The sequence below is a fragment of the Trichloromonas sp. genome, assembly GCF_041583255.1.
In the GTDB taxonomy this organism is placed as follows: Bacteria; Desulfobacterota; Desulfuromonadia; order Desulfuromonadales; family Trichloromonadaceae; genus Trichloromonas.
This window is the reverse complement of the sequence record NZ_JBFHGD010000176.1, coordinates 1-7110: the sequence shown is the minus strand read 5'-3', so window position 1 is coordinate 7110 and position 7110 is coordinate 1. Positions and strand designations below refer to the sequence as shown.

Genomic DNA, 7110 nt, shown 5'->3' with positions numbered 1-7110 from the left:
GGATCATCGAAGATCTGCTGGCCCTGGCCAAAAGCGAGGCCGGTGAAATCCCCCTGGCTCTCACGGACGTGAACCTGAGTGACCTGCTGCAGGACCTTTACCTGCAGGGGAAAACTTTGGCCGAGCCAAAATCGATTGAGTTCAGCCTGCATCTGCAGGTCGATCGGGAAATCCACCTGCGGGGCGATCAACTGCAACTGCATCGAATGCTGCTCAACCTGATTTCCAACGGGGTAAAGTACACCCCCGCGGGGGGGCGGGTTGATGTCTCCTTGGAGACGATCGGTGACAAGGCGCAGATCAGCGTGAGGGATACCGGGTTTGGTATCGCCGAAGAGCACTTTCCCCATCTGTTCGACCGGTTTTACCGGATCGACGAAGCCCGCAACCGGGATATCGGCGGCACCGGTCTGGGGCTTTCCATTGTCAAGTGGATCGTCGATGCCCATGGCGGGGCGATCGAGGTCAAATCGGAGCTGAACAGAGGCAGTGAGTTCAGCGTGACGTTGCCGCTCGCTGGTCCGGCGGGCAAATCGGCCGCCTGAGGGACGACACGGCAATGATAGAAAAAGATAGAAAAAGAGCGCGGCCCCGGAATGTTTTCGGGGCCGCGCTCTTTTACGATGGGATGCCAGTCTTCGGGTTACATGTGGATGTTGAAGCGGGCTTCCTTGAAAAAAAGGCAACCACGGGCCGTACAGACAGCACCTGTGGCCGTGGCCAGGTAAAGCAGCAGCGGGGCCAGAATGCGAGTGCTCTTGTTCATATACCCTCCTGTTCGTGGGGGGGCTTGCGGATGTACGGATGTAAAGCTGAAACGGCAATGAATTATTACGACAGGCTTTGTTGTCAATCGTTTATGTGAAACGCTAATCTTCGGGTGGTGTTTGCAGAAGGGAACATGCCCGGCAGGAGACGGAATGAGATCGGTATTTTTTCCACGACTTGTCAATGGTCCGTTTGGCGACCCGGCCCTGTATGTTTACCTGTCCCATCGCGGTGAGGCCCTGCTTTTCGACTGTGGTGACCTTCATGCGCTGTCGATTCGTGAGTTGCTCAAGTTGAAGGCAGTGTTCATCTCGCACGGTCACATCGACCACGTGGTCGGTTTAGATGCCCTGCTGCGTGCCTTTCTCTGTTTGGAAGCCGAATTGCTGGTCTGTGGTCCGCCGGGCCTGGCCGATCAGATCGCCGGCCGCCTTTCCGGCTACACCTGGAACCTGGTCGAGGGCTACAGTTTTACCCTGATCGTTCGCGAATGGGGCGAATCCGGCGGCCGGCAGGTGCGGTTCCGGGCCGCAAACGCCTTCCATCCTGAAGACGATGGTCGGCGCTTCTGCCCGGAAGGGCTTCTGTATGAGACTGCAGCCTGCCGGGTGCGGGGTGTTCCCCTCGATCATGGTGGCATCATTTCGCTGGCTTTTGTCCTCGAAGAGCCGCTCCACGTCGCTATTCACAAGGATGCCCTCGAGCGCCTGGGCTACCGGCCGGGGCCCTGGCTGACCGACTTCAAGGACCGGCTGCGCGGCCCGGACGCGTCGGGGGCGGTCATCGAGGTTCCCCTGAGCGGCGGCGGTTCGACAGCTGTGGAGCTGTCCGAACTGGCCGGCAGAATCGCCCACTGCGAGCGGGGGATGAAAATCTGCTACGTAACCGATGCATCACCGAGTGACGCCAACTTGGAGCGGATTGCTGTGCTGGCCACAGACGCCCACCTCCTGGTTATCGAAGCGGTCTTTTCCCATCAGGAGTTGTAGCGGGCTCTCCTGCGTTCCCACCTTACGGCACAGCTGGCCGGTGAACTTGCCCGCCGGGCCGGAGCGGCCAGGCTGATGGTATTTCATCATTCGCCCCGTTACCATGAATTTCCCTCCCTGCTCGAAGAGGAGGCCAGGCAGGCCTTTGATCGGCCGCAAAAAAGTACGCCATTGAGCCCTGGCACATAAGTGCGCCGGGTCTCTGTGTATTAACACAGTGAATTCCTGGCGGTGCTGTGGTATTTTGCCACTTATGCGCCTGACTCTTAAACATCAGATCATTCTCGCCCCCGCCGCTGTTCTGCTGCTGATGGCGCTGCTGCTCGGATTTCTCCAGTACACCTACTGGGACCTTTCTCGCAAGCGCCAAGACGCCAGAAACCTCGGGACCGTTTTCGTCGCCCTGGCCGAAGCCGAACTGGCTACCCAGCGGATGCACGTTCTGCTCATGCAGATCGGCAACGAACCGCTGGTCGATGTTCGCTGTTTCAGTGAGCTTGAAGGTCTGCATGACCACCTCGAAGGTGCCACCGGGCGGATTCTTGCGCTGATCCCGTTGCCGGAACGTTCCCAGGCCCTGCTGCGCCAGGTGGTCTCCGATCTCAACCCCGAGCGCGGCATCGACGTGGACCGTTTCAATTCTGCCATCGTCCTGCTACGCCCTGAACTGAACACCCTTTCCGCCCTCATCCAGCGGCAGCGGGAAAAACTGCGGGGCCTGCACAGTCAGGATATCGATGAGTTGGTGGCCCACACGGCTTTTGTTTCCATTGTCGTGCTCGGGTCCGCCATCCTGGTCGGGATTCTCCTGTCCATGTTTTTCGGCCGCAGTATCCTGCGCCGCATCAAGCAGCTGTCCGACAGTGCCGGAAGGATTGCCCGGGGCGAGCTGACGCCGCCGCCCGCTCCGGCCAGGGTGCGTGACGAACTGGACGCTTTGGCCCTCTCTATCAACCACATGACCGATCGCCTTCTGCGGGTGGTCGGAACCGAGAAGCTCCTCGAGGGAGCCGAAGAGGAGCGCCGGCGTATCGCCATGGACATCCATGACCAGACCCTCTCCGATCTGGCCTCGGTGCTGCGCGGCATCCAGGAGGTCAAATCCGAAGGAAACTGCGGCAGCGGGGCGGACCGTATCGAGGAGGATCTGCAGCGGGCGATCAGCAACCTGCGCGAGGTGATGGACAACCTGCATCCACAGACCCTCGACATCCTCGGTTTGGGGCCGGCCCTCGAATCGCATCTTGAACGGCATCTGGCCAAGGGCGATCTGCCGACCTACCATCTTTACGTGTCGCCCAAGGTCGATGCGGTCGATCTGTCGAGGACCATCCGCCTGGCCCTCTACCGGATCGCCCTCGAGGCGGTTCACAACGTCATCAAGCACGCCGGCGCTACCCGCTACGAGGTCAATCTCGACCGCCGTGAAAACGCCCTGCTGCTGTCGGTCGAAGATAACGGCCGTGGGTTCGATCCCTCGGCGGTGCCGGCTTCGGGACACCGCGGTCTGTACAATATCCGTGAGCGAGCCAAGGCGATCGGTGCCGATGTGGGCTGGGGGGCTTCGCGGTTTAGCTCAGGAACCCGTTTTGAGTTGACCCTGCCGCTGCCGTCGCCTGATAGAGGAGAATAAAGACATGGAATCCCTGCAGGTTCTCATCGCCGAAGACAATCCCAAGGATTTCGAATTTCTCGAGCAGCTGCTGGCGAGTTTTGAATCCGGCTGCCGGATCGAGCGGGCCCACAACGGCCAGGTCGCTCTCGAGATGGCCCTGCGTTTCGAAGCCCCGCTGATCATCAGCGACATCCAGATGCCCGAGCTCAACGGCATCGAGTTTGCCCGCTCCCTATGGCAGCAGAAACCCGCGGCCCGCATCGTTTTCTGGAGCCAATACAAAGATGAAATGTACGTCCGGGCGCTGTCGAAAATCGTCCCGCCGGAAACGGTGTACGGGTATATTCTCAAGTCGAACACCAAGGAGCGCATCGCCTCGGCGATCCGCACCGTGCTGATCGATGAGCAGTGCTGGATCGACCCCGAAGTGCGCAAAGTTCAGGGGCGTACCGGGCACAGCCAGACCGCCCTTTCGGACATCGAATTCGAAGCGCTGCTCGATATCTCGCTCGGCTTGACCGACAATCTGATCGCTCAGCGCCGCTACCTTTCCCGTCGCGGGGTACAGAGCCGACTCAATTCCCTGTACAACAAGCTCGGACTCGACCTGGAACAGTTCAACAGCGAGAAGATCGGTGACGCCTTCAACCTGCGCAACCGGGCGGTCGCCGTTGCCTTTCGGCGGGGCCTGCTCAACGCCTTCGAGCTGGAGCATGAGGAGGAAGAATTTCAGGAGTGGCTCAAGCAGTTCAAAAAGGGAAGGCGCTAGCGGCAGGGCCAACTCGCTTATTAATCTCGCCGCTGTTCCATTGCCGGGGAAATTTGGAGAGGCGGATAGACGGTGATCCATCGATTGCATAGGAGCTTTTTATGAACCTGTATCTTATGCGGCACGGAGAGGCCCTGGCTGAAACAGAGGATCCTATCCAGGGGCTGAGCGCTGAAGGGGTCAGGCAGGTCAGGGCCTCAGCGGGAGCCATGAAGCGGTTGGGGATCTGCCCCGAATTGGTCATCTGCAGCCCGAAAAAACGGGCCAAGCAGACCGCTGCCCTGGTTGCAGAAGTTGTCAATTATCCGTACAGCGATATCGTCGAAAGCGAGGCTCTGCTGCCCAAGGCCGCCCCGGAAGGTTTCACGGAATTGTTGGAGAAATATCGTGATCGTCAGAACTTGCTGCTGGTCGGTCACCTGCCGTCACTCAACACAATCCTGTCCTTTTTGCTGGGGAGTGAGACGGCGGTGCGGTTTGAAAGCGGGGGGGTCTGCTGTATCGACAGCAGCAATGGGGAGGCTCGCCGCGGCGAGCTGCGCTTTTGTCTGACGGCGGAGCAGATGCGCTTGCTTGCCTGAATCATTATCTGACAAGCGACGAAAAAGCAGGCCGCCTCCCATCAGGGAGGCGGCCTGTTGCATTAGAACGGTCAGGGGATGATCACTTCTTGCCCCAGCTGCCGTCCTTGTTCTCGATGAACCAACCGCTCGCCGCCTGGTCCCGCCAGGAGTCGGCGAAAACAGCCTGAACTTCGGCAGCCTTGTCGGGAAAATCGTTGGCCCGGGCGATTTCTGTGTACAGCCGCAGTCGATCGCCGTTTTCCGCCGTCACCAGGCGGTTGACTTCGCCGCGGGATCGCAGGTCGAGGCCATCGGTGGTCCGAACCTTGAGCAGACCGTCCTGGCCAACGCCGACCTGGCCGCCGTCGAGGTAGGGAAAGAGGCTGCCGGCGCGCTGTTTCATGGTTTCGCGGATGGCGCGGATTTCAGGGGTGCTGACGTTGATGTCCTGCGCGGCATGGGCGCTGGTGACCCCGAGGTGCAGGAAACTGCTCGGCTTGCCTTGGGGGGCGGGCTTGGCCGGCGGTTCGTCTGATCTGTCCCCCCAGACTTCGTTGACGATCTTGTCGGCAGCGCCTCGCACCTCTTCGGCGGGGAAGTAGATATTGATGGTCACGCAGGAGACGACGGCGACGGCCGCCACTAGCGAGAAGATGCGTAAAAGCCTTTTCATGGTGTCCTCCAAAGCGGGGTGTCTGGCTGAATTGCTCTGCAAGTATAGACTTTTCTACAGCAAAATCAACGGCCGGCGCGGTCGATGCGGCTGAGGCGTTTGAGCATCTCCTTGAAGGAGATGTCGCGGCCCGGGGCGATGATGTCAATCTTGGGCGGCAGCAGTCCGCCGTAGACCAGGTAGTCATCGGAATCATCCCGTGCGGTTCCCTGCAGGCGGAAGACGTCGTTGTTGAGGGTGCAGCGCAGGCCTATTTTCTGGTAACGGTAAAAGTCGATGAAACGATAGATGCCGCGGGACAGTGCCGCCGAAAGACCGCCTTGGCTGAGGATGGAAAGATTGCTGAGGGCTTTGACGCTGATGTTGCGGCGGCTGCCTTCGCGAGTGGCGAGTTCGGCTTCAAACTGCGACGGAACGGTGCCGAACAGTCGCAGGTGGTGGATGTGGCCGTCGAGAATGCCGTTCATTTCGCCGAACGCGAAGGTGCGGGTCAGCTGGTAAAGATCGATGCCGCTGAAATCGACGTCGCCGTGCAGGGTGCGATAGCGGGAAGCGGGATCGCGCATGCGGATGTTCGAAATCACCGTGGTGCCGCCGAAGGCGCTGATGGTCGCCTGGCCGGCGGAGCTCAGGGTTTTGTCGGCGTAGCGGATTTCGCCGAGGTTGGCGCTGAGGGTGCCGGTCATGTCGGTCATGTCCAGTTCACGGCTCAGCGTTTCAAGATCAATCCCTTCAACCCGGATCTGTGCCGCCAGCACCGGCTGTTTTCCTTCGAGAGTGGCGCTCAGGTTGGAAACCTCGATGGTGCCGCCAGCCAGGTTCACGAGGGGCAATTCCGGGATCTCAAGCCGATTGACCGAACTCAGCAGGCGCAGCGGGGCGCTTTCGAGCCAGGCCGGTCCGGCCTGAAAAGAAGTAAAGTAAAGGACGCCGTTCAGGGGAGCGCCGGTTTCCCGCTCTGCCGACGAACCCTGGTTGTACGCGAGCGGGAGGATCCCGCCTGCGCCGAGGATCTCGAGGTCGGACGCCGGCAGTCTGAGGTCGACCTCGTGCGGTTGCAGGTTGCCGCGAACGCTGAGGGACTCCGGCGACCTCTGCATGACGAAATCGGCCGAGAGCGCCCCCGCCAGCACCAAGCCTTCAAGTCCGGGCGCTGAAGACACGAGGCTGTCTTTAAGGTAGCTGTCGAAGATGGAGCCCAGTTCGCCTGTTTTCAGGGTGCCGCTGAGATCGATGAGGGTCGGCGAGACGCTCCCCTTGATTTTTGCGGAGACCCTTTCGGGGATTTCGATGGCCAGGTTGCGGGCCGAAAGGCGTTGGGAGTCGAGGTCGAAGCCCCCTTGCAGGTCGAGGCGCGCCTCGGTATCGGCGAGATTGGCGTAGAAGGAACCGTGCAGCACTTCGTTCGCTCCGAGTCTGGCCGCCAGGTTGAGGCCGAGCAGGCGGCTGTTCAGATTTCCGGTCACCTGTCCGCTGGCCAGAAGATGGCCGCCGACCAGCCCGCTCATGCCGTCACTGGAGAAGAATTCAACCTCCTTTACATCCACGGAGGTCAGCTTGAGCTGGAATGTCTCCTTTGCCAGCGCCCCGGAGCCATTCACGGCCAGCCGGCCGCCCCCTCCCGCCAGCCCGGCATGACCTGTCAGGCGCAGGTCGTCGATGGAGATTCCCTGCGGCTGCTCACGGAATCGGCTGCTGGCGGACAATTCCGTTAACTCGATACCCGCTCCCTT

General features: G+C 60.5%; 7 protein-coding genes and 1 pseudogene. 5 read left to right on the top strand and 3 right to left on the bottom strand.

The genetic code is table 11. From position 1 onward, the window contains the following. Nucleotides 1-545: sensor histidine kinase (locus ABYV89_RS12875; protein ID WP_432823357.1), on the top strand; the 545-nt coding region annotated here is incomplete at its 5' end. A gap of 98 nt (nucleotides 546-643) precedes the next feature. Here ABYV89_RS12875 and ABYV89_RS12870 read toward each other — a convergent pair. Next, nucleotides 644-766 (bottom strand): hypothetical protein, encoded by a 123-nt coding sequence (locus ABYV89_RS12870; RefSeq protein ID WP_432823356.1) that lies wholly within the window; start codon nucleotides 764-766, stop codon nucleotides 644-646. A 154-nt stretch (nucleotides 767-920) separates the two neighbouring features. Between ABYV89_RS12870 and ABYV89_RS12865 the strand changes: the two genes are divergently transcribed. The 4 genes from ABYV89_RS12865 to sixA all read left to right on the top strand — a co-directional run bounded on the left by ABYV89_RS12865 (nucleotide 921) and on the right by sixA (nucleotide 4722). Then, complete coding sequence (locus ABYV89_RS12865) at nucleotides 921-1757, top strand: MBL fold metallo-hydrolase (RefSeq protein WP_432823355.1); 837 nt, start codon at nucleotides 921-923, stop codon at nucleotides 1755-1757. 253 nt (nucleotides 1758-2010) lie between these two features. Continuing rightward, nucleotides 2011-3390 (top strand): HAMP domain-containing protein, encoded by a 1380-nt coding sequence (locus ABYV89_RS12860; protein ID WP_432823354.1) that lies wholly within the window; start codon nucleotides 2011-2013, stop codon nucleotides 3388-3390. A gap of 4 nt (nucleotides 3391-3394) precedes the next feature. Continuing rightward, a complete protein-coding gene (locus tag ABYV89_RS12855; protein WP_432823353.1) occupies nucleotides 3395-4141 on the top strand; it encodes a response regulator in 747 nt (248 codons plus the stop codon). Between the two features lie 101 nt (nucleotides 4142-4242). Continuing rightward, complete coding sequence (gene sixA / locus ABYV89_RS12850) at nucleotides 4243-4722, top strand: phosphohistidine phosphatase SixA (protein WP_432823352.1); 480 nt, start codon at nucleotides 4243-4245, stop codon at nucleotides 4720-4722. Between the two features lie 82 nt (nucleotides 4723-4804). Here the strand turns inward: sixA and ABYV89_RS12845 are convergent, their stop codons facing one another. Next, nucleotides 4805-5377, bottom strand: a complete 573-nt coding sequence (locus ABYV89_RS12845; protein ID WP_432823351.1) for a DUF1318 domain-containing protein — start codon at nucleotides 5375-5377, stop codon at nucleotides 4805-4807. A 65-nt stretch (nucleotides 5378-5442) separates the two neighbouring features. Beyond that, nucleotides 5443-7110 (bottom strand): annotated as a pseudogene (locus ABYV89_RS12840) (hypothetical protein); the annotation flags it as partial.

What these genes read in the sequence shown, in the direction of transcription:
- ABYV89_RS12870 (WP_432823356.1), bottom strand. Translation starts at nt 766, where the DNA reads ATGAACAAGAGCACTCGCATTCTGGCCCCGCTGCTGCTTTACCTGGCC.
- ABYV89_RS12865 (WP_432823355.1), top strand. Translation starts at nt 921, where the DNA reads ATGAGATCGGTATTTTTTCCACGACTTGTCAATGGTCCGTTTGGCGAC.
- ABYV89_RS12860 (WP_432823354.1), top strand. Translation starts at nt 2,011, where the DNA reads ATGCGCCTGACTCTTAAACATCAGATCATTCTCGCCCCCGCCGCTGTT.
- ABYV89_RS12855 (WP_432823353.1), top strand. Translation starts at nt 3,395, where the DNA reads ATGGAATCCCTGCAGGTTCTCATCGCCGAAGACAATCCCAAGGATTTC.
- sixA (WP_432823352.1), top strand. Translation starts at nt 4,243, where the DNA reads ATGAACCTGTATCTTATGCGGCACGGAGAGGCCCTGGCTGAAACAGAG.
- ABYV89_RS12845 (WP_432823351.1), bottom strand. Translation starts at nt 5,377, where the DNA reads ATGAAAAGGCTTTTACGCATCTTCTCGCTAGTGGCGGCCGTCGCCGTC.